Origin of the sequence: Viridibacillus sp. FSL H8-0110 (genome assembly GCF_038003565.1) — a bacterium.
Lineage (GTDB): Bacteria > Bacillota > Bacilli > Bacillales_A > Planococcaceae > Viridibacillus > Viridibacillus arenosi.
This window is the reverse complement of the sequence record NZ_JBBOPJ010000001.1, coordinates 1,613,621-1,635,029: the sequence shown is the minus strand read 5'-3', so window position 1 is coordinate 1,635,029 and position 21,409 is coordinate 1,613,621. Positions and strand designations below refer to the sequence as shown.

Genomic DNA, 21,409 nt, shown 5'->3' with positions numbered 1-21,409 from the left:
TGATAAGAACTGGAGAAGAAATAAGATTATAAAACAATGCTAATGACGCATTCGACAACCTTTTATAATAGAAAAAATGATATAAATAATGCCGCAAAGCATATTTATATCATTTATAGTTTGTATGAAGTCACTATTACTCGTGATTTTACTTTTCATAATGTTATTTGGAAGTGTGCGGAGAGCTCAAAACCAAATGTAGAGGATGAAGGTTTCTTGGAATATTACATTAATCACTATACTCCCCCTACCCCCTTAACTTTGGAAAAACAACGATCACTACTGTACCAGTTGAATTGGACTGTACGGTAATCTCCCCATCCATTGCTTCTACAAGTTGCTTTGTAATCGCAAGTCCAAGTCCTGTACCCGAAGCCTCTGAAGTCGTATTTGTTCCTCGATAATAACGATTGAACAGATTATCTAGTTCTTCTTTAGGAATGCCCTGTCCTTCATCTCGAATTTGCAATTGCACCTTATTATTTAACTCAGTCATTTGCAAATAAATTGACGTTCCTTCAGATGTATGTTTTTCCGCGTTTCCTACAATATTATCGAGTATGCGCTTTAGCAAAATTGAATCAGCTAATATATGTATTTCACTATTCATCTGTTCAATCTTGACATTTTCAGAGGTGGTGTTTTTTACATACTCATTTAAAAATGCATTCAAGTACACTTTTCCCCTAGAAATAACAATCGCATTGTTTTTTAGTTGATACGTATATGTTAAATCTTCAATTAAAGCATCCATATACTCAGCTTTTTCCTGCATCGTTTCCGCAAATTTCAACACATCATTTTGTGACCATTCATAGTCCTTAGAAGATAACATTTTAGAATAGCCATAAATAGAGCTAAGTGGTGTTTTCAAATCATGAGAAAGACCTGTAATCCATTCTTCTCGTAACTTTTCACTCTGCTGTATTTTGCATTCATTATCCGCTAATTTAGTAGACAATTGAGTTAGTGATTGATCCACTTCATCAAAAATACGATATTTTCTCTTTAAGCGTCCGTTTCCTTTTCGTCTTAACTTATGATCGTTTACAAAGCCAAAATCTTGTCCTGCTAATTTTTCAATTCTCTTTAAAAAATGTAAAACAGGTCTTCCAAAACGATTGCCTATAAAAGCTGAAAAAATAACGATGAGGATTAATAGATACACATGGAAAACTGCAATCACTATTAATGCCTTTTTCAAACCATTCATAAAAATAGGTTCACTTGGATTATAATGAGGATTTTTCATACGGACGACTAGTAATGAGCCATCTTTTAATATTTCTGAAGCTACAAGCTCTTTCGTCTCTGTTAAATTCCCACTCCCCATCAAAATTTTAATTGGTTCAAGTTCTTTTGTTTCTTTACCAAATAGTATTTTCTGTCGTTGGCCATTTGCACTATATTGTTCTACTATCGCATCCGATTTACTGAGATGTTGATTTGTTGTACTAGATATATGTTGAATACCCTTGTCTGAGATAACCTCAAGTAAATTTTTGGCTGTATTATTCTGTATAAAAACAAGGTATTGATCATTTTTAATTCGCCAAATATGTCCTTGCTCATGCTTCTCTATTTCCACCAATTCCTTCATTGTGTAGGATACGGCTTGTTTTTCTGAGCTTGCAAGTAATTGTCCATTCTCATCAAGTAAATGGATAACTCCACCACTTTTTTCAGCTGAATTAATCAACTTCTGAGTTAGTTTGTAAGAACCATTCTTCTCTTCTATATCCATCTCAACGTCCATTTTATCCATTGTCATTAAGTTTACATAACTAGATGCTTTTTCATTTTCATACACTGCATAAAAAATAAGAGACATAACTGATAAGAGTAAAACAATATAAAATACCGCAAAGTAGCTAATAAATCTTAAAGTCATCTTGCTAGATAAACGCACTTCTTACTCCCCCTTAACTAATTTATAGCCAACTCCTCTTACTGTTGTTATAAGTGCAGGGCGACCTGGGTCAACTTCTATTTTTTCACGCAGTTTTCGAATATGGACCATAATGGTATTATCATCAACATAATAATCATCGCCCCAGACTTGTTCGTAAATTTGTTCCTTTGACAGAACTTGTCCAGGATGCTCGCAAAATAATTGTAATAAATGAAATAGCTTGCCAGATAAAATTGTTTTCTCCCCGTCTATTATTAACTCTGCAGCTGAAATATTTAGTTGAAAACGTCCATAGTCAAATGTTTCTTCAGGAATTGTTACATTTCTTAATGCATTGTACCGCTTGCTATGTACTTTCACACGAGCTGCTAATTCTAACGGATTAAATGGTTTTGTAATATAATCATCTGCACCAGACATAAACCCCCGTAGTATATCTGCATCTGAAACTTTTGCCGTTAAAAAGAAAATCGGGGCATTATTAGTAGGACGTATTCTCTCTGCAAGTTCAAGCCCAGTCCCATCTGGCAACATAATATCTAAAATGAAAAAGTCGTATTTAACTTTTTCAATTTGTTTAGTGGCCTCATTCACACTTCCACAAATATCCACATGTGAAAAACCTTCTTTACGTAATATAATATCTACCATGTCTGCAATTGCTTGTTCATCATCTACGACCAATATTTTAGCATTCATTTTCAATGCACTCTCCAATTTAAGGTAATTTTAAGATTTATTTCAGTTCAGCATAAGAATCTCTATTTATACTAACAAATAGAGAGTATTTAAGGAGGAATTTTTTTTTGGAACGACAGCGTGTTCGATTAGTAGATAGTTTAAGAGGATTTAGTTTATTTGGTATTTTACTGGCCAATTTGCTTATTTTTCAATATGGCATGTTTGGAAAGGACCATATTTCATTTTATAATTTATCCGATTTCAATTTCGGCTCTTATAAATTTATCCAAGTGTTTGTAGAAGGTACATTTATGCCCATCTTTACTTTTTTATTTGGCTATTCACTTATTAAATTAGTCGAATCCATAAGAGAAAAGGGAAGAAAGTCTCGTTGGTTTTTAATAAGACGTTTTTTAATGCTTTTAATTTTAGGTTTACTACATAGTACTTATATTTGGGAAGGTGATATCCTCGCTTTTTACGGTGGTATTGGATTCTTTTTGTTTTTCTTTATCAATCGTAAACCCAAAACACTTATTATTTGGGGCATTGTATTGCTGTTATTAATCACTGCAACAGGCTTCGGAAAATATGAAGAAACTGAAAAAGAAAAAACTATAACTGCAAGCTATGTTGAAAAGACTACATTCATATATAAAAACGGGACTTATTTAGAAATTAAAGATCACCGTAATAACGGGATAGATCCTATGACTGCTATGTTTGATGAAGATCCATTTTATTCATTTTTCATCATACTTATACTTCCATTTATTATAGCTCCATTATTTTTGTTTGGTATGGCTGCTGCAAAATTAAACATATTTACAAAACCTAAGGAAGAACAAAATTCATACTTTAAATACATGATTATTTTCATTCCACTCGGCCTATTTTTAAAAATCGTAGGGCATTTAGCGGAGAAAAGTGATTGGGCGAACATTGGTATAATGAGCGGTGGGCCATTTCTGGCATTAGGATATATGGCTGCTTTTGCTTATCTATTTTCTAACCATGCACAAGCTATACCCTTCCGAGCATTTGAGAGCGTTGGAAAGCTATCCCTTACAAACTATATAATGCAATCTGTTATTTGTACGACTATTTTCTACGGCTATGGACTTGGTCTATTCGGTAACTTCGGTACATTCAATAGTATTTTACTTGGTGTCGTTATCTTTGCCGTTCAATGCTTTATCAGTACAATGTATTTGAAAAAATTCAAGCGTGGTCCATTAGAGTTATTGCTACGCATCGTGACAAATTTCTCTTGGAATGGTCGTATAAAACAAAATAAAAGGATGTAAGTTAAATGAAAAGAGCTATACTGGCATGTATTTGTACAATTTTTGCACTCTTTTTAATCTATAATATTACACAGCAATTACCTATTCTATTTCAATCAACAACAGAAAAAAAAGAATACCTCTTTTTACTGTTACGTATTATAGCCATATTATCACTAGCAGACACAGTGATTAAATTAGCAAGTCCAGAACGAGAATCAGAATAATAAGTCGGAGGTAAAAGATGTTTAAAGTCCATCGTTATATAGCCTATTTGATATTTCATAAAACCAAAACATTATTTTAACGCATGCTGATACTTTGTTTTACAATAATAGGGGCATCTCTAAATTAGAGATGTCCCTTCCTTTGTGAGTAAGTTCATGATGTCATCTTTTAAATAAAACCAGTTATTTAATGCGTTTAATCTTAGCACTACCTTCTAAATAATTTGGATAGGCCTGTAGTTTTAAGGTAATTGGATTTTGTAATGTATCTTCCGGAATCCTAAAGATGGAATCAAAAAAATTGCGTCCCCCATCAATGAAATGATTATCTGAACTAAAGCAATAGATATTTTCTTTTAGTTAACATCCACTCCAGATGAAAAGAAAGTATATGATGAAGATCTATCAGATTTAAGCTTACTTTAAAGCTCTTCTTCTTTATATTTTCAATATGAAGTGGATACTGTTTAGATTAAGAAAATACTTCTTTTTTGTCAAAATCGATGACGACTTCTCTTTCTTTGGCAACACTTTAACATCTCTTATGCGCAGATATAACTCTTTAGGTTTGCGAAAAACAGAACCCCCTTAATTCCAAATTTTGTATTATAATGGATATATCCTTTTAGAAAAGGGAGGGGTTTTTTGTTCAAGGTAAATCTAACTAGGAAAAAACTCAGTTTTTTTTCTATTTTCATGGTCTTATTCTGTTTAATAGCTGGAATTCTAGCTTACTCTTTTAATATTTATCCTGGGGGTTATTCAATAAAGGAGAATTCAGAAGAAGTAACTGTAATAAAAAAGAATTTTTCCGAAAAAGATAAACATACTTTTGAGATTTCAGAAGAAAACGAACTAATAATCTTCTTAATAAAAAATGATGTCAAACAATTACTTACTATGTGGTTAGTAATCATTTTTAGTGTATCTTCATTGTTAATTAATTTAGTAAATCTACTGCATAGAAAAGAAAAAATCGTATTTTATATAACTTCCATAATCCTAATAATCCTATTACCATTAGTTATTAATGTTTATATCGGTAAGTTGGATCATATAGAACAATTATTAGAAATTTAAAAAAATAATTAAAGAGACTTGACTTCAGTCAAGTCTCTTTCAACTACCTTTTAGACATATTAGTAATAAGGTTCGGTCTATGTATAACTACTGGCCTTGAATTAACCTCTTAGTGTTCCTACACTCCTATAAAATTCAATAAAGAAATAGACACTAAAGCCAATTAGTATTACCCCTGCAAGAACAGAAGCCCATTGAATATATCTAGTGTTTAATACCTTCCTAGTACCAGCAATTATTGTCATTAAGCCAATATCATGTATCAAAATCCCAATTAATATGCCAGATCCTATTACTAGAAAGTTAATCGTATTTGATGCATCAAAAGAATTAATCAAAATCGGTCCAAAAATACTAACCCAAAATACTAAGTTCCCTGGTGAAACCGCTACAAGTAAGCCATTAAAATATGATGATTTTAGTGATTTTGTCGATTTTTCACCTGATAGTGAAATACCATGACCTGCGTTTTTTATACTATCATAGCCGACATAAAGTAAGAATAATGCACCGAGCAACCACAAGAAGGTTTGAATTATAGGAACAGCTAGTACTGAAGCTAAACCAAAATACAATAATAAAATAAGTACTAAATCTACTGTCATTCCACCTAGTCCAACAACCCAACCATGCATAAAACCGTTTTTAAGCCCCTGCTTCGTCATCTCTATTGTAATTGTTCCAACAGGGAGTGCAATGGAAAGCCCTAGTAAAATATTTGTTAAAAATAGTGTAACCAACTAATAACCCCCTTCATATTGCATTTATATATTTATATATATTAATATAAATTGAATTATTATGCAATATAATGAATATTAAAAGAGGGATAAGTTAAACATGCTACACTCCAAGTGAAGTTGCAAAAATAGTGGTTGTCCAGAATTCTACAAAAAATATTAAATAGCTTCTTTTTTACAACCCTAGTCTTTCATCATCCTTTTCGAATAACGAACTAACGTCATCTCGCTATTGATTTCTACTTCTACTCCAGTTTTACAATAACCTAATTTTTCATAAAAATAGCAATTCCGCTTCTCTTGTTTTATCGTATCAAGTTCCCATTGAAGTGTTTTATTGTATTTTTGTTCTACTTGTTTAAAAACTTCTTGAGCGATTCCTTTGCCTTGAAAAATCGGATGAATATATACCGGACTTATTCTTGTTCGGTTATTTTCTTTTGGAACAATCCTAATCCCTCCAGCTATATTTTGTCCAAAGTAAATTACATAGTAATCTGAATACGTTTCAGCTATTCTATTTGCTAACTTTTCAATTGGTTCATTCGCCGGGTTGGTTTTAAGGTCATTGTATTTTATTAATAGAGGCATAAAAGCGGCTACTTGGATTTTATGTAATGCTATAAGGTCTTTGTTTGTCGCTTCTCTTAAAGTAATTTGCTTAGACATTTATTACACCCCTTATTTTGGAAATAATGTTATACGTATTGTCCCATACTTACTTGAAAATTAAAATTAATTATTAGTTTTTTTATAAATTGCCTGATTTCTTAACTATTGTGTAAAGATTAATGTTCATCAATTAAAGAACTTAGAACGAAATAAAAAAAGACCTTGAAAAGCTCCTAATTATGATCCTTTTATTTAACGATGATAATTTTTATATCGAGCAGATTACCTATTCCGATGATGAAGATAAGTAAGAGCGATAGGCTTAAAGTGAGTAACATAGCTGTAAAGTCTTCGTCACTTTCCCCTACTCCTTTTTCAAATACATTATATTAAGTTGCAAAAATTGTTACTGTTGGTGAAATTATATGCAGATTAGCTATACTATATTTATAGCAACATATTAAGTATGTTGTATATAGTTATTCATATAAGTGCATTGTCTTAAAGTAAATTGAGTAAGTACAGGACCAGACTAAATAGCTAAAGATTTATAAATGCTGTGGATTGATTACTAAACGGTCGAGGTGATTTATGAAAACAAATATTTCTCAGTTGCAACCTGATAAACTATCAGACTCTCAACTCACAGATCTTCTGTTCAAAAATCTAGAAGATGATAATGAGGTAGGAGATGTGATTTTTGTTCCGGGTAGTAGTAAAGCTGTAATATACCGCTTACCAAAGGCCATACAACTATATAACGAAGGTAGAGCAAAGAAAATATTATTTTCTGGTGGAGTAATTTGGGAAGGCACAAACTTTACTGAGGCACAATTATTAAAACAAAGGGCGATTGAATTGGGAATCCCCGAAGAGGATATTTTAACGGAAGACCTATCACTTCATACGAAAGAAAACGTCCTTGCTTCCTTACTCATACTAGATCGTGCATTTGAACTACATAACATTAAGAGAATTATAGTTGTTACTACTAGATATCACATGCGAAGAACGCTTTTAAATCTCAAAACCTTTATGCCTAATTGGATCCACTATTCAATATGTGCTGTAGATGACAATACTACTAAGGCTACTAACTGGTTTGAAAATCCTTATGGTAGAAAAAGAGTAGAAATGGAAGCAAATAAAATTATTAAATACGTTACTCAAGGGAGTATTATGGATGAATTAATTGATCTATCCGAATGTTGATTATGATTTTGGATAGTAAGTTTATGTAATGACTGTTATATAAGGCAGTCATTTTTGATTGATTTTTTGGAGAAAAAAAAAAAAGTGCAGCTTATCACCATCACCATTTATTTATGTTATCATTTATTATAAATATTCCCATTATTAGCAAACACCCCTCTGCTAATTTGGATTCGATTATCAAATTCATCCATGAAATTCTAAAACAAGTTAAGGAGTGACGCCAATGTAGACAACAATCTTCTCTTGAACAATTAAATAAGAGGGGTTGTTTGTGTTGAAAAATAAATCATTTCGTGCATTGCTGGCAGGAGAGTCTTTAGCCAATGCAGGAGATACATTTTACATTGTGGCTCTCATTACAACTGTTTTTAGTGTGACAGATTCTTTGTTTTATGTTTCTTTAGTTCCTGTCATTAATTTATCTGGTGGATTCTTGGGTGGATTGGTTGCACCGCTTTTAATTGACCGACATAAATTAAGATCAATTTTATTAAATTCTCAATTATTGAAGACCTGTCTATTACTTTTGTTATCACTGTATGTATCACTATTCCTATCAATTGATACGTTTGTGATCATTTATCTACTTATTTTTTGTACTTATTTTTTGGATGGCTTCGCCTATCCCACTAGTAGTGCGATTATTCCAGAGCTTATTGAAGAGACTTACTTGTTAAAAGCAAATAGTCTCATGTCATCTGTTTATCAGTTCATTAATATGGCCGGATGGGCAGTTGGTGGCATTTTGGCAGTGCTTTTGCATTCGAGTGGATTGTTAATTTTAACGTTTATCTTGTATGTATTGTCCACATTCTTATTATCATTTATTAAAGTCGAAGAGAAGAAAGATGCTACAACATCAACTAATAAAGAAAGTAATCTGCATTCCTTTTTAGAGGGATGGAAATTAATATTGGTAGATAATAAGTTGCGTATTCTTCAAATCACTCTGTTTTTAGGTTCAATTGCAGGTCCTGTCTGGGTATCTTCAATCATTTACCCCTTTATAGAGTTACGACTGCATGAAGGTACTGTATGGTGGGGCTATATTAATGCAGCTTTCTTTTTAGGTTTATTTTTTGGTGGTTTGATCGGGTATAAGAAGTCTGATTTAATTGACCGAAACATCCATATTGTCATATTGATATGTAGCTTTGTTGGCTTTTTAATGACTCTTTTGTTTGGGATCAATAGTTCCCCATTACTCGCTCTTTTAGTGAGTTGTATCTATGGTTTATTTTACGAATTAAGTATGATCGCCATTAATACACTCATTCAAGGTAGGGTCAAAGAAAAACTTCTAGCAAAAGTATATGCTGCACAAAGTTCTATAACTATGGCTACTTTTGCTGTCTCCACTCTGATCATGGGTGTCATAGGAGAACGTTATAATATCGTTGCTGTATATATGGTTTCTTCAATTGTTTTATTGTTGTCATTTTTGATTCTTTTGATTAAGAAAAAACACTTAGTAGTTGATACGAATCAAAGCGTCGATATTGAATAATCTAATAGTAAATATATAGCATTACTTAATAAGAATTAAAAAAACGTCCATTCTTGTTCAAATATGAACTGAGTGGACGTTTCTTTTTTAAGCATTCTATTTTCTATTCTTTTACTCCACGAAAAGTTAATAAATATTATTTAGTTTCGTACCTATCCATTCAAAAACCCGCTTATAAGAATCAACCTTATTCAAGTGTAAAAATTTATTATTACGATGAAGAATTTTCAACGGACGTCCGAGAACTATCGAATTATAAGTTAAAATAGATGAAGAATGCTACAATTACGATTAAAATGATTGTTTCAAGAAAATTATAATCCTGGTCTTTTTTATTACGGATTTGTTCTCGATAAAGCCGTTGAATTTGTTTTTTATTCGCAAACTTCATCAATATTCCCCCAACCAATCATAATGTGTATTCATGTATAACTGTTATAATAATCCACGGACTTATTATCTATTTATTACTTATAATACCATTTCATTAATTTTTATCTATAATTTTTTGAATTACTTATATTATTGTATGCTGGGATATGCTTTCTTCTAAAGGTATAGGCCCAAGTACATTTTTTCACTAATTTCTTTCAAGCAGTTTTTCAATATTACATAACGTTTCATTAGCAAGATGGTTAATCAATCAATAGTAAAAACGGCCATAATTAGCAATCTTATTATGAAAATTATTTAGATGTTGGTGGTGAAAACAATTTCCCCTAGTGTTTTATTAGATTTATAAAATTCCACTTAACCTACACCCTTTACCTTTCAACAATTCTATAATCAATTTCTAAAAATGGAATACCAAAAATCTTCATCTTATGAAGTGCTGTTAGATGGCCTGTATGCGTTTCTGTAATTGTAAAATGTTCGGATAATGGCAGCTTGAATAGAAATTTTCCTACTCCTAAATAAATTCCTTCATCCCCACTACCTTCACTCTTTAATATTAGTCGCCCGTCTATTTCCTCAAGTTGTAAAATACCAATCATGGAGGAATGCGGTAAAGGCAATGCAATATTCATATATGTTCTACCTGCTGTATTATGCTGCGAATAGATGGCCACAAAGGCGGTTTGCTCCCCCACTTTACGAATCCAAGCACGTGGTTTAACTCTACCATCCACTCCCGTATCAATTTTTTTTATTTCCCCCGTCATTTCAGTTTCTTTACTTGAAATCGGTAAGTTTAATTGTTGCATTTGTTTGCTAATTAACTTATAACACATAGCAAACGGTTTAAACCAAGTCGCCCATTTAATATAAGCAATTAGTTGATATCGATCCGTTTGCTCATAAAACTCTATAATTGTTTTTGTTAATGCCTTTGTATCAACAAAAGCACTCAAGTCATCCACAAGGCCTGGATGTGAGTCACCGGTTACTATCAATTTCCCACGAACTTGGCTTATTGGAAATTCCCATGAAAGCTGTTTTGTTTTTGGTGGAGACATCGCCCATCCAACTACACCGAGTAGCCCGAAGATAATACAGTTAAAAAAGCCGTGAAAAGCAAGCATAAAGTCAATACGAATTATCCATTCACCAAATGCATTTCCTAACGCATAAAGGAATGAAAATATAATCGTCACAGCTAGAGCACTAAAAGAAAGACGGATACATACAGCTTGTATACGCGTTGCAAAATGGGTTTGAAATGCCAGTAAAACAAGACTATAAATAGCGAATATATACATTAAAACCGAGATCACTTCGAGTATTGGCCAAAATGTAATACCTATTGCAACAAGCATAGGTCCTGACAAAATCATCGGGGCAATCCATCTATACAACTTTGAATCATGCAATCTGCCAAAAAGGCCAAGAGAAATACACAATAAAAACGCGGAATAATGAAAATGAATGCCCGTCAACCAAGTTATCAGTGGACTAAACCCTGTATTTACTCCTGCTATATAGGAAAAGAACCAAAGTCCCCCGACAAATAAATACATCATGCCAATATCTATTGAAATTTCTGCCCAGTTTACAAAGCCTCGTCGCAAGAATCGCTTCGCTCCAAGTAATGCCACAAATAAAGTAAATGCGACGTAAATTAATGCAAGTATGATTGACCAGGTGCTAGATGAAATAATATGTAAAATAAATATAGAAACCATTCCTGTGAAAATAATAAAGCGATGTAACCTTTTTATTTTTATGATTAGTTGAAGTATTACAGGCACAAATATTAACTGTGCTGCTGTTAACATTAGAAAAAAAGGCTGTTGCTTTGTGAACAGACTGCTTGCGATAAAAAGAATGAAACCTATCATCGTTATTGAACTAAAAAGTGTGTTCCTTGAATTCACCTGCGTAAGCCATCACCTTTCCTATAATTGGGTTATGAATAAATACATGAATCGAAAATAATTCACGTACTTCATCATAACCTTCTTCCACTATGACACGACCTTCTAATACTCGTGGAATTGGCACTTCTAACTTCCCTATAACTACGCGCTGAAAACCTGACCGAATAAGTAATCGACCTTCATTTGTCACATTAAATTTTAAATCTGAATATAAAAGACTTGGATCTCCTAAATAATCCTTTACAACTTTGCGCCTAGTATCAATAGACATAAATGCATTAAAACATCTTGTCCTCTCTTCAAAATAGAAGGTACGTTCCCAATATACTTCTACTTCACCATTCGGGGATAATTTACATGTATTTTTAATCGTAAATGGCACGTCTTGACCGTTTTCAGGGAACAAAAATTTCCAGTTACTAGCAAACTTTAAGAATGGAGTTAACCATCTAGCGCCCGTTTCTATTTTTGACATCTTACCGATCGCGAAAAATGGTACATCTATTGGTAGTGCATAACGTGCTTGTAGTTTAGGATGGAGTTTGTGGAATTCTTCCCCCAAAAGGTTTTGATAAATTGTCATCCTACCCCCTCCCTCTTTTACGAATACAGCTTGACGCAGTTGGCAAATCTTTTGACATATAGAAACCTATAATAGATAGAACCCATAGGCTCATATTAAATGTAACCGGATTGAATGGATGTGTTGCGATTGCAGGATCTGCAAGTAAAGCACTAATTGTTAACATAGGGAACACTATAATTTGAAATGCAAATAATCGCATTTTGTTACGATATAGTAGCCAGACAAGTGCAAATAAAATCTCAAGTATTCCGATTATGCTTACCGCTTTTATAGCAGCTGTTCCATCTATTGCCGTTAAACTCGATAACATAGCCACCTCCTCAGGATGCTTAGCAACCAGTTTCGGTATAAACCCTTGATACAGCCAAACGAAAATAAACAAAAGAGTTATAACAGAGCTTCCAAAAAAACGTAAATATTGTGTTCTAGGGACTTCTCCCTTTTCAACCCAACGCTTCAGAACATCAAAACTAAGGGCTGTTGCCCAGCCCATAACCGGACGGAAAAATAGATCTAGTAGCCGTCCTAGCATTCCATAACGTACTTTATAGTCATATTGCGTTAAAAATGTCAGTCCCTTTTCTGTCTGTACATATTGCCAATAGCCTCTACCTTCACTAATTGGTGTGATTTTCTGGTCAGTCCCAAAATGAAGCGAGGAGGTTCTAGTGCCATCATTCTTATTATGTATACCATTACTTTTACCCCAACCCACTACCTTTAAGCCGAACCCGATTTTCGTTTCATATAGAAAAGACTGCGGATCTTTTTCTTTTACTTTCGGTAAATATGTAATGGTAGAAAAGCGTAAATCCCATTGTTCATGGAGTTCAGGTTTTTGTGTAAACTCCCAGACTTCATCTATATTTGCTTGAATAGGTATTTCTACATAAATTGGTTTATTCATCATTCTACAACACCTCTACTTTAATACTTTGGCTGCGTTGCCCAAGCTGCTCTAAACATCGCCCAAAAGCATATGCAACACAATCCTAATATAACTGCCCAATCATACTTCAGAACTATCTTAAACACCAAAATCATATATAGTAATGCTACAGAAAAACTAGCCCACAAAATGCCTTTTTGAATTCCCCTTGCTTGAAGACCAAAAAATACCATAGTAATAATTATAGGTAAATAAAAACCCATAACTTACCTCAATTTTTGGTGATTAGGTTAATGTTAACAAAAAAGGCATGTAATAAATAGGTATAAAAAATAGCCTATACTTTTAAAAAGTATAGGCTATTGAAATCAACTCAATCTGTTTTCAATTTAGAATATAAATTAAGGTCGATAAATTTTCCATTAGATTTTTCTGATTGTCTTAGTGTTCCTTCGAATACAAAGTTTAACTTTTGCAAAACCTTTATGGAATTTATATTTTCAGGTTCTACTTTTGCTTCGATTCTATTTAACTCTAAAGACCTAAATGCATAATCTAACAAAGCACTGATTGCTTCAGTGGCATATCCCTTACCCCAAAATGATTTAGCGAGGTCATAACCGATTTCCACTTTGGCATTTTCAAAATCTATGGAGTTAAAACCACATGAACCGATAATTTCGTTAGATTCCAACTCAATGATCGCGTAACGCACAGCTTTGTCTTCTTGAGCCAATTCATCTAATAGTTCTATCATATCTTTTGCTTGGTTTTCATCAGTAAAACTGCTGATATTCATGAATTTAGCAACGTCTGGGTCAGACCAAATCCTAAATAATCTAGGAGAATCCGATACCCTCATTTTTCTTAATAATAATCTTTTTGTGTGTAGTTCTGTAATCAATACTTTTCCCTCCATTATGTTTTTGTAATTGGGTTAAAGTTATTGATATCTGCGCATAGTTCAGTCCCTTCAGTGTAAAATCTGGTTTTATTATACAAAAATTAGTTAGTTAACACAAATAGAAAATTGTAAATTCTATTGTTCATGGAAATCAAGACATTCAATCAAACCACTGACTTCTCAATTGAAGTTAGTTCAGAGTAAATGGTAAATAACAATATCGGCTTACTGTAATACAATTGGCTGGGCAAAATCAAATTGGCACCATACTAAAATAGTTAGCTGAATACTTTAAACTTCACTCAAATTCATTAGGCGATTCCATGGTATTAAAACCCACTTTTTTACAATATTATTTACAAAAGGAAATATATACCTTATTATTTTGTAAAAGGAGGGCTTTCAATGACGATTCTTTCTATTAACAATCTTTCCATGAGCTATAAAAAACAAAAAGTACTAGATAACATAAATCTTACTATTAACTCACCCGGTATATGGGCTTTAGTGGGTCCGAATGGAACAGGAAAAACTACTTTTTTAAATACAGTTACGAATCTAATTCCCGCCACTTCAGGAAAAGTAACATTGGTAGGGAAGCCAAATACTGATACTTCTGTCTTTAAAGAAGTCGCTTTCTTGCAAGATAATACGGTTCTCTTTGATTATTTGAATGGCTATGATCATCTCAAATACATATGTGAGGTACAAAAAATTAATAAAAATCGTATTCAAGAAGTAGCAAAATATGTAGGAATGGAAAAGTATCTAAAGAAAACGGTCGGAAACTATTCATTAGGTATGAAACAGCATCTGCTTTTGGCAATGACCATCATAAATAAACCAAAGTTGTTGTTACTTGATGAACCATTAAATGGCTTAGACCCTACTAGCGCTATTTTAATGCGTAAAATTTTGCTTGAACTAGCTGATCAAGGTACAACGATCATCCTATCTTCTCACAACTTATCCGAGATTGATCGTGTGACAAAGCAAATATTGTTCTTAAAAGATGGACAAATAATAGAAGAAGATATGAACCAACACGAAACGACATACTATCATTTTATTGTTTCTGATTTAGTAAGGGCAGTTAAACTACTAACTGCAGAGAATTATCAAATTGGACAAACTGAACACGGATTTAAAGTAGTGCTTGGAAGCCATTTACTACAACATTTATTTGACTTATTAAAAAAGGAAAAAATCGATATTTTAGACGTTCAAAAAGAGATAGTCAGTTCGGAAAAACGATATGAAGAAATCTTTGAAGTGTGAGGTAGATGAATATGAAACTCATATTATTCGAACTAAAAAAGATGATTCGTACGAAAGGTGTTCCTATACTGCTCCTCTTAACTGTGCTATTTATTTGCGGCCTTTTTATGCGCAATGTCATCCAGCAGGATGTATTGCAAACTAAGAAAATAGAAAAGTTTTCTAAATATAGATCAAATGTTATTAGTCAATACCAAACCGACAGAGAAGAAATATTAAAAGGTCCAAATGCCGAAATCGAAGCTAGACTTGAAATTGGGGGCACATTATATGACAAACTGGAAAAACTTATTACAGCAATTGAAGATAAGAAATGGAAAAAAGAATTAAAAGCTGAAATTGAAGTGTATCAATCAGCCTTACATTATAAAGAATTAGAAGGTAGTTTTGTATTAAATGATAATGATATGCAAAAAACAATTAAGCAAAATGAAGAACTACTGAAGCGTAGCTTACCAAAAGAAGATTTAGATTACTCGATTCAAACAACAGTATTTATGAAAAAAGTTATCTCATTACTGTTCAACACTGCAGGTATAATTATTGTCTTACTTGTATTAGCTACCTTAATTACAAAAGAGTTTGAAGATCATAATATGCAATTGGTCTATTCACTGCCTATTGCTAGAAATAAATTAATTGGAGTCAAGTTTTTCAGCTTACTTATTGTAGGATTGGTTTGGTTATCAACAGTATTTTTGGTTTCTTATGCTCTTCCAACCTTATTTGGAATAAATGTCGGTAAAATTTTCACTTACCCTCTCTTTACTAACGAAGAAAACTTTATAAATTCTAGAGTTTATATAAAACAAACCATTATTTATAGTATAAGTTTCATTGGATTTTCAATAGCTACTATCCTACTCCTTAGCTTTTTCATAAGAAATTCAATTGTTAATAGTTTAGTCATTTTGATGCTTTTTTGTGGCGGCTTACTTGTGACAAATAGTAGTTTTAATTCTATTTGGAACCCTTTCTCCTACCAAAATATCGATTTTGTTGTATTAAATACGCCCGACTATTATCCATTAGGAGCTGTTGTACTTATAGGTTTTATGATTTTACTACTCCTTTTAACAATACTTAGTAATAGAAAGAGAGGAATTTAATATGAGGAGACTCTTTCTTTTCGAAGGTAAAAAAGTCTTGAAAAAGAAAACGACTTGGGCTGCATTTTTTTTAACAATTGCCGCAGTCATTGGGTTATACTTTTTTAACTATTCATTAGCTAAAAGTATTCAGCAAGGGAATATAGCACGCTTAGAATACATTATTGAAACATTTCAAAAGTGGACAAAAGATGCAGAAGTTGAGAAAAAAGAAGCTAAAAAAGAAGGAAGTCGTAAGAAAGTAAAGTCTTTAACCGATGATATTAAAAGGAATCAAAAAAGCATTTCAAAATATACAACACAGAAAGAAAATTATATTAATGAAGATTGGCATAAGCTTTATAAGAAACAGATACCAGATTTGCAATATTGGATAGATAACTTTGATAGTTACTCCCGTGGATACGATGATCAGATCATTAATAATTTTACTGGCCGTGCAACATTGGAAGAAATATTGTTAATAGATAAAAATGATGTTACACCTTTCATTCAAAATAGTATCTATACCCCTTACTTACCGACAATTTACGATGAATTTACCGGGACTGTCAAGGAAGAATGGGGACAAGAAACAAAACGTTACGGTACAACCGGCCTAACTTATATATATCAATTGATCCAACACCTTTATATACCTATCTTAATTTTAATAGGGTGTTTTATTTTTGCAAATAATGTTTCATCTGATATTAGTAACAAGAAAAAAGGATTAAACTTTTATTTTGTACTTCCTATTCATAAAAAGAAGCTATTCATTGCAAAATATCTTAGTGGCTTTATTTATACATTAGGTTTTGTTGTATTCATGCTACTTGTTCCCTTACTTTGTAGTTTATTTACTAAAGGTTTAGGCAGCTTCAAATACCCTGTACTTATTTATGAAGGTTCAGAACCGAATCCGTTTAATAGCGAGTATAATACATTAGATCCTTTAATAGATCAGTTTCATTTTATTAACTTAAGTAGTTATTTATTGCAAGCGTTATTACTGTCTATTGTCTTGGTCATTTTTTTGTATTCGATTTATTATGTTCTATCACTATTTGTAAGGAATCCAATTGTAACGGCAATCCTTGTTGGTATCATTACTTTTTTGGGGATGAAGTATCCAGCAGCTTATAATCCTTTCACATATGTTGATATTCATAAAGTATTGAATGGAGAAACGGCAACGTTGGCCTTTAATCCAGCAATTGATTTGCAAAATGGCATATTTGTATTACTTGGGGTTGGATGTTTGATGATTCTCTTAGGGTATATACGGTTTAGTAAACTCTCTAACTAGAAGTCCATAAAAAGACAAATTGTATTAATCATAATATAACAGAGATCATAAAGTATGATTATTTTTATCCCAACAATAAGAGCCTTGCTACTCTTTTCATGTAGCAAGGCTCTTATTTGTTATTTAGTTTTGGATTATTAAAACTATAACTTATCAAAAATGAGATGTTAACATCTTTTAACCTAAAGCTGAATATATGATACAGCTCTCTATTATAGATTTCCTCTTAATAAACGCTCTCTATGTACATTACTTAATTTTATATATTTAAACGTATCATTCTGTAACTCTTCATAGATTGTATTAAAAGTAGAGAATGCTAAATTATATTGTTCTTTGGTAATCCAACCTTTATCTAAAGCCTCTTCAATTTCTTCTAAATCTTTTTTTATTATTTCCCCTGTAGGTAAGACAATTAAATCTAAAAATAGGTCCTCCATATAAGGTACACCATTCTCGATACCATTATGAGTTGTAATATCTATATACCATTGAATAATTTCATTCGATTCGTTGAACATTGTAGTAATTGCAAAGTGTTCTTTCTCAGGAAGCTGTTGAAGCCAAGAATAACCATTGTCGACAATACATATTTTCTTGTTACAATGGTACGTCCATAATGGTTCTTTTACTTTGTTTAAAGTTAATAAAGAAATATATCCTGAAAAACTTGTATCAGAAATATATAATTGTTTGAATTCACGCTCTAAGATTCTAGTCCAATCTTCTCTAGTAACAAATCGTTTTTTTAACAAAGTGAGCTCACTCTTTTCTCATTATTATTAAATAATCGAACTCAGTTATATCAGCTAAATCCTTTACATTTGCATACCGAATAAAAGCCACTACAGCCACCCCTTATACTTCAATTACTCCTAAGATAGATTCCTTGAAAGGCATAATATATCCTCTATACTCTTCAGTTAAAGAATCTGGTATTTGGTTGATATTAAAATATTTTAAATCTCCAGTTTCTTCTTGGTCTTTTTTCATTTTACCTGTAATATTTCTCGTTATATAAACTGCGGTTACTGAATATACTTCATCACTATTTACTACATTACTATCATAACTTTCACCAGAAAATACACCTAACAATTGTAAATCATCAATAATAAAACCTGTCTCCTCTAACACTGCTCTTTTCGCTGTTTCTTCTAAACTTTCACCCTGCTCCATTAAACCACCGGGCAATTCCCAGACACCGTCCGATCTGTGTTGCAATAATAGCTCATTCATTTCATTCACTATAAGTACAACAGACCCTGGTAAGATTAATGGATGATTTCCAACTAGTTTTCTTATTTCACTTACATAGCTCATACAATCCACTTCCTCTCATTTAATATAGCTTCGATAATTAAAGTTTACTTTTTCTTTGTTGGAAAGAACACGTAAGAGATGCTAATCAGCCCGTCTATTACTAAGACAACCGACCATAATTTCCAAACTTGATAAAGTGCTATTGTCTGCTCGTCTTTCCCTAGTATTAGCAGCATACCCCATAAAATTAAAGACCCTATAACATAGGCAATAATATGCTGTACAAACCCTTTCGCTTCACGCTTTCCCTTTTCTTTCCCATATAATTTTTTAGGTCGTTCGCCAGTTTTTAAGATATACCTTTTAAATTGTTGATCTGCCCACTCGATCATTTGCTTTCCATAGGCAATAGATACACCTATATAAATAGCTGATAGTCCGTGAAAAGTATTTGCGGTTGCTCCATTTTTTAAATCTAACGCCGTCAGTACTATCAGTACGAGATCGATTAAGGGTGTTGCAGCTAATACCCAAATGCTTATACGCTTTAATTTCAAAATGTAGCGTAATACTAATCCAGCTACAATTAATAGCCAAAAAGCAATTTCTGCTCCAATAATAAAATAAATAATCATTTCCTTACCCACTTCCTTACAATAAATAAATGCATTAAATCAATTCTTTTCCAATTGCTTAAGCAAATCGAAAACTTCCTCTAGTTTATCAATAATATACTTGGATTTATATGACTCTATCAGATAATCTAGCTTCCAAATGCCTATCATCCCAACATTAATTGCAGCCTCCACATCATTTGTTGGGTTATCACCAATAAAAAGCGCCTCTTTCGGAGAAACCTGTAATTTAGCTAATGCGTATTCAAAAATGTTCTTATCTGGCTTTTTCATCCCCACTTCTTCAGACACAACAATGACATCAAAAAGATTCTCAATTCCGAGACCCCTGATATTCGCTCGTTGAAAGCCATCTTTACCATTCGTGATCATACCTAGCATATACCCCTGTCTCTTTATTTCAATTAATACTTCTTTATATTTTGGAAATCCAATTACAAAATATTGAAATCGTTCCGTATAATCGTTTAATAATTCTTCAACAGAGATATCCAACTTGTATTCTTCAATTAACTGAGCATATACTTTATCTTTCCAAACATATCCTCTAGCATCTAGCTCTACAATTCTCTTAATCAATTGACTCTTTTCTATATGACCCCACACTGAGTGAAACCTTTCATATTGGTCGTTCAAAAACGCAAGCAACGATGATTCTCGATTTAGTATCGTCTCATCTAGATCAAAAAGTATAGCTTTCATATATACCTCCTAGAAGATATAGTTGATAAAAAAGTTACCCTATACTCACCTTTCTACTTACCACGTTTAAATAAATCGATAGCATGTGAAAATGCATAAGCAGACACTAAAAAGCTACAGAAGATTCCAGACCAAAAGACCGGACTACTTAACTCAGGTAATAGTTTTTCTCCAAGCGGTCCAGTTCTAGGCTGATAGATATACCAAAATTGCCATACTATTGTCAGGAATACTGTTATTGAAACAACCATTAAGAAGTACTTTTTCAAACAATCACCTACCTGTAACATTACTAATTGTACTTATTGTAAATCGCCTTTGTATATACTACATCCATCGTACTTTTCACCATATTAGCATGACTAATACTTTCGAATTTTGCTTCACTTGTCATATATATAGTCCCTTGCTTTAAGGCGTACTGTGCTCTTGCTTTAATGAGCGCTTTTTGAATTCCTTGTCCACGATATTCTGGCAGTGTTGTTGCAGCTGCTAATGTAGCGATATCATCCTGTATATATAGCACTGCAATTCCAACCATTTTGTCATCTTTGACGGCTTTAAAGAATTGCCAGCCTTCAATCTCATACAAACTCTCATTATTTTGTTTAACACCATCCGCGATGAATTCAGGTAATCCATAACCTTTAACATAGACTTCTGCAAAATCATCAAAGTCCTCTTTCTGTAAGAACTGAATTTCGCAATTTATTTGACATGAACTATTTGCTATTTCCTTAACATCTCCAATGAAAGATGCATGAAAACCCGTTTGAATAAATTCATGTTTACGTAACTCATGAAACAACTCTTTACTCGCATTTTGCGGTGCTACCTCAATTTGAAAGTCCATATTTTGTTGTTTATACCAATCTACTATTTCATTTAAGTAAATATAATCTTCCTCATTTAAATTTCTTACAGTATTAAATGCTGTTCCAGATATACGTGGTACTTGAAAAGCAATAGTCGAGCCAAACTGTTTCATTTGAGAACCCAATTCATTATTATTTTTGGACTTAAACGTATTTAATCGAGAAATTAACGTATTATTTTCACTTTGCATAACAATGTCTGAAATTTTCCTCATAATTTTCACCCTTTTCATTTATATATATAATTCTTTCACATGATTTAATTTACTAAAATATGAATATTATGTATATTTATTATAACA

Annotated in this window: 23 protein-coding genes; 8 read left to right on the top strand and 15 right to left on the bottom strand. The window is 32.4% G+C overall.

Going from position 1 to position 21,409, the window contains the following annotated elements; all coding sequences use genetic code 11:
* Positions 1-247 precede the first annotated feature (247 nt).
* Together MHH98_RS08075 and MHH98_RS08070 are read right to left on the bottom strand one after the other, a co-directional pair.
* Positions 248-1,909 carry an ATP-binding response regulator gene (locus tag MHH98_RS08075; protein ID WP_038185565.1) on the bottom strand — a complete coding sequence of 554 codons (1,662 nt, stop codon included), beginning with the start codon at positions 1,907-1,909 and terminating at the stop codon, positions 248-250.
* A 3-nt stretch (positions 1,910-1,912) separates the two neighbouring features.
* Complete coding sequence (locus MHH98_RS08070) at positions 1,913-2,611, bottom strand: response regulator transcription factor (RefSeq protein ID WP_038185576.1); 699 nt, start codon at positions 2,609-2,611, stop codon at positions 1,913-1,915.
* 107 nt (positions 2,612-2,718) lie between these two features.
* Between MHH98_RS08070 and MHH98_RS08065 the strand changes: the two genes are divergently transcribed.
* From MHH98_RS08065 to MHH98_RS08055, 3 genes are all read left to right on the top strand, one after another.
* Entirely contained in the window at positions 2,719-3,900 is a 1,182-nt protein-coding gene (locus tag MHH98_RS08065) for a DUF418 domain-containing protein (protein WP_340712429.1), read from the top strand.
* A gap of 5 nt (positions 3,901-3,905) precedes the next feature.
* Positions 3,906-4,106: a hypothetical protein gene (locus MHH98_RS08060; protein WP_038185580.1), complete on the top strand. Its 201-nt coding sequence runs from the start codon at positions 3,906-3,908 to the stop codon at positions 4,104-4,106.
* A 645-nt stretch (positions 4,107-4,751) separates the two neighbouring features.
* Positions 4,752-5,186 (top strand): hypothetical protein, encoded by a 435-nt coding sequence (locus tag MHH98_RS08055; RefSeq protein ID WP_038185583.1) that lies wholly within the window; start codon positions 4,752-4,754, stop codon positions 5,184-5,186.
* Between the two features lie 101 nt (positions 5,187-5,287).
* Here the strand turns inward: MHH98_RS08055 and MHH98_RS08050 are convergent, their stop codons facing one another.
* Together MHH98_RS08050 and MHH98_RS08045 are read right to left on the bottom strand one after the other, a co-directional pair.
* Positions 5,288-5,926, bottom strand: coding sequence for a LysE family transporter (locus MHH98_RS08050; RefSeq protein WP_038185586.1), 639 nt, complete (start codon positions 5,924-5,926; stop codon positions 5,288-5,290).
* A gap of 183 nt (positions 5,927-6,109) precedes the next feature.
* On the bottom strand, positions 6,110-6,595 hold the full coding sequence (locus tag MHH98_RS08045) for a GNAT family N-acetyltransferase (RefSeq protein WP_038185587.1): 486 nt from the start codon (positions 6,593-6,595) through the stop codon (positions 6,110-6,112).
* Between the two features lie 534 nt (positions 6,596-7,129).
* Here MHH98_RS08045 and MHH98_RS08040 point away from each other — a divergent pair.
* On the top strand, positions 7,130-7,750 hold the full coding sequence (locus MHH98_RS08040; protein WP_038185590.1) for a YdcF family protein: 621 nt from the start codon (positions 7,130-7,132) through the stop codon (positions 7,748-7,750).
* A 274-nt stretch (positions 7,751-8,024) separates the two neighbouring features.
* Entirely contained in the window at positions 8,025-9,260 is a 1,236-nt protein-coding gene (locus tag MHH98_RS08035) for an MFS transporter (RefSeq protein ID WP_340712428.1), read from the top strand.
* 253 nt (positions 9,261-9,513) lie between these two features.
* Here the strand turns inward: MHH98_RS08035 and MHH98_RS08030 are convergent, their stop codons facing one another.
* The 5 genes from MHH98_RS08030 to MHH98_RS08010 form a co-directional block, all read right to left on the bottom strand.
* Positions 9,514-9,651 (bottom strand): hypothetical protein, encoded by a 138-nt coding sequence (locus MHH98_RS08030; RefSeq protein WP_164491932.1) that lies wholly within the window; start codon positions 9,649-9,651, stop codon positions 9,514-9,516.
* 373 nt (positions 9,652-10,024) lie between these two features.
* Positions 10,025-11,575: a YndJ family protein gene (locus MHH98_RS08025; RefSeq protein ID WP_340712427.1), complete on the bottom strand. Its 1,551-nt coding sequence runs from the start codon at positions 11,573-11,575 to the stop codon at positions 10,025-10,027.
* Entirely contained in the window at positions 11,550-12,161 is a 612-nt protein-coding gene (locus MHH98_RS08020) for a DUF4166 domain-containing protein (protein ID WP_038185596.1), read from the bottom strand. Before MHH98_RS08020 ends, MHH98_RS08025 begins: the two co-directional genes overlap by 26 nt.
* A gap of 1 nt (position 12,162) precedes the next feature.
* On the bottom strand, positions 12,163-13,074 hold the full coding sequence (locus MHH98_RS08015; RefSeq protein WP_340710941.1) for a DoxX-like family protein: 912 nt from the start codon (positions 13,072-13,074) through the stop codon (positions 12,163-12,165).
* A gap of 352 nt (positions 13,075-13,426) precedes the next feature.
* Positions 13,427-13,957, bottom strand: a complete 531-nt coding sequence (locus MHH98_RS08010) for a GNAT family N-acetyltransferase (RefSeq protein ID WP_340710940.1) — start codon at positions 13,955-13,957, stop codon at positions 13,427-13,429.
* Positions 13,958-14,362: 405 nt separating this feature from the next.
* On the opposite strand from MHH98_RS08010, the gene MHH98_RS08005 reads away from it, so the two are divergent.
* From MHH98_RS08005 to MHH98_RS07995, 3 genes are read left to right on the top strand one after another with little or no spacing between them, the layout of a single operon-like run.
* Entirely contained in the window at positions 14,363-15,235 is an 873-nt protein-coding gene (locus MHH98_RS08005) for an ABC transporter ATP-binding protein (RefSeq protein WP_340712424.1), read from the top strand.
* Positions 15,236-15,246: 11 nt separating this feature from the next.
* Positions 15,247-16,344, top strand: a complete 1,098-nt coding sequence (locus MHH98_RS08000) for an ABC transporter permease (RefSeq protein WP_340712423.1) — start codon at positions 15,247-15,249, stop codon at positions 16,342-16,344.
* A 1-nt stretch (position 16,345) separates the two neighbouring features.
* Complete coding sequence (locus MHH98_RS07995; protein WP_340712421.1) at positions 16,346-17,632, top strand: ABC transporter permease; 1,287 nt, start codon at positions 16,346-16,348, stop codon at positions 17,630-17,632.
* A gap of 212 nt (positions 17,633-17,844) precedes the next feature.
* Here MHH98_RS07995 and MHH98_RS07990 read toward each other — a convergent pair whose 3' ends face one another.
* The 6 genes from MHH98_RS07990 to MHH98_RS07965 all read right to left on the bottom strand — a co-directional run bounded on the left by MHH98_RS07990 (position 17,845) and on the right by MHH98_RS07965 (position 21,322).
* Positions 17,845-18,387 (bottom strand): DUF402 domain-containing protein, encoded by a 543-nt coding sequence (locus tag MHH98_RS07990; RefSeq protein ID WP_038185608.1) that lies wholly within the window; start codon positions 18,385-18,387, stop codon positions 17,845-17,847.
* A gap of 103 nt (positions 18,388-18,490) precedes the next feature.
* Entirely contained in the window at positions 18,491-18,955 is a 465-nt protein-coding gene (locus MHH98_RS07985) for an NUDIX hydrolase (RefSeq protein WP_038185611.1), read from the bottom strand.
* 44 nt (positions 18,956-18,999) lie between these two features.
* A complete protein-coding gene (locus tag MHH98_RS07980; RefSeq protein ID WP_038185614.1) occupies positions 19,000-19,530 on the bottom strand; it encodes a membrane protein in 531 nt (176 codons plus the stop codon).
* 39 nt (positions 19,531-19,569) lie between these two features.
* Positions 19,570-20,232 (bottom strand): HAD family hydrolase, encoded by a 663-nt coding sequence (locus MHH98_RS07975; protein ID WP_340708871.1) that lies wholly within the window; start codon positions 20,230-20,232, stop codon positions 19,570-19,572.
* A 53-nt stretch (positions 20,233-20,285) separates the two neighbouring features.
* Positions 20,286-20,501, bottom strand: coding sequence for a hypothetical protein (locus tag MHH98_RS07970; RefSeq protein WP_076065882.1), 216 nt, complete (start codon positions 20,499-20,501; stop codon positions 20,286-20,288).
* Positions 20,502-20,524: 23 nt separating this feature from the next.
* Positions 20,525-21,322, bottom strand: coding sequence for a GNAT family N-acetyltransferase (locus tag MHH98_RS07965; protein ID WP_076034624.1), 798 nt, complete (start codon positions 21,320-21,322; stop codon positions 20,525-20,527).
* Positions 21,323-21,409 lie beyond the last annotated feature (87 nt).

Bases quoted from the DNA above. Each gene is read 5' to 3' on its own strand.
- MHH98_RS08040 (WP_038185590.1), top strand. From the start codon at position 7,130: ATGAAAACAAATATTTCTCAGTTGCAACCTGATAAACTATCAGACTCT.
- MHH98_RS08020 (WP_038185596.1), bottom strand. From the start codon at position 12,161: ATGACAATTTATCAAAACCTTTTGGGGGAAGAATTCCACAAACTCCAT.
- MHH98_RS08005 (WP_340712424.1), top strand. From the start codon at position 14,363: ATGACGATTCTTTCTATTAACAATCTTTCCATGAGCTATAAAAAACAA.
- MHH98_RS07965 (WP_076034624.1), bottom strand. From the start codon at position 21,322: ATGAGGAAAATTTCAGACATTGTTATGCAAAGTGAAAATAATACGTTA.
- MHH98_RS08000 (WP_340712423.1), top strand. From the start codon at position 15,247: ATGAAACTCATATTATTCGAACTAAAAAAGATGATTCGTACGAAAGGT.
- MHH98_RS08070 (WP_038185576.1), bottom strand. From the start codon at position 2,611: ATGAATGCTAAAATATTGGTCGTAGATGATGAACAAGCAATTGCAGAC.
- MHH98_RS08045 (WP_038185587.1), bottom strand. From the start codon at position 6,595: ATGTCTAAGCAAATTACTTTAAGAGAAGCGACAAACAAAGACCTTATA.
- MHH98_RS08015 (WP_340710941.1), bottom strand. From the start codon at position 13,074: ATGATGAATAAACCAATTTATGTAGAAATACCTATTCAAGCAAATATA.
- MHH98_RS07975 (WP_340708871.1), bottom strand. From the start codon at position 20,232: ATGAAAGCTATACTTTTTGATCTAGATGAGACGATACTAAATCGAGAA.
- MHH98_RS07980 (WP_038185614.1), bottom strand. From the start codon at position 19,530: ATGATTATTTATTTTATTATTGGAGCAGAAATTGCTTTTTGGCTATTA.
- MHH98_RS08030 (WP_164491932.1), bottom strand. From the start codon at position 9,651: ATGAAGTTTGCGAATAAAAAACAAATTCAACGGCTTTATCGAGAACAA.
- MHH98_RS07985 (WP_038185611.1), bottom strand. From the start codon at position 18,955: ATGAGCTATGTAAGTGAAATAAGAAAACTAGTTGGAAATCATCCATTA.
- MHH98_RS07995 (WP_340712421.1), top strand. From the start codon at position 16,346: ATGAGGAGACTCTTTCTTTTCGAAGGTAAAAAAGTCTTGAAAAAGAAA.
- MHH98_RS08060 (WP_038185580.1), top strand. From the start codon at position 3,906: ATGAAAAGAGCTATACTGGCATGTATTTGTACAATTTTTGCACTCTTT.